Here is a 387-nt window from a genome sequence, read left to right as displayed (position 1 = left end):
GTCTGCACGCAGGCGATGAACGATCCGCAGGACGAGCTGGCGGTGACCGTGGCCGAAAGCATGGCCGACCGCCGCCAGCGTGCGCGCGAGATCCTGATGATCATCATCCCGCTGATGACCATGCTGGCGCTGGGCACCGCAGCGCTGGTCTGGTTCGGCGTGACCTACGGCCTGCGCATCCTCACGCCGCTGAGGACCCGCCTGGCGCAGCGCCGTGGCGAACTGGCACCGATCTCCGACGCCGACGTGCCGGAGGAGATCCAGCCGCTGATCAGCACCATCGACGATCTGTTCGCGCGCCAGGCGGAAATGATCACGCTGCAGAACCGCTTCATCGCCGATGCCGCGCACCAGCTGCGTTCGCCGCTGGCCGGCATGGCCCTGCAT

Annotated in this window: 1 pseudogene; it reads left to right on the top strand. The window is 68.0% G+C overall.

Annotation, left to right across the window (positions count from 1 at the left end):
• Positions 1 to 15: 15 nt before the first annotated feature.
• Positions 16 to 387 (top strand): annotated as a pseudogene (locus HYE82_RS37100) (hypothetical protein); the annotation flags it as partial.

The sequence above is a fragment of the Streptomyces sp. BR123 genome, from assembly GCF_013401435.1.
Classification (GTDB): domain Bacteria; phylum Actinomycetota; class Actinomycetes; order Streptomycetales; family Streptomycetaceae; genus Streptomyces.
The sequence above is the reverse complement of the archived record's forward strand: the minus strand, read 5'-3'. Positions and strand labels throughout refer to the sequence as shown.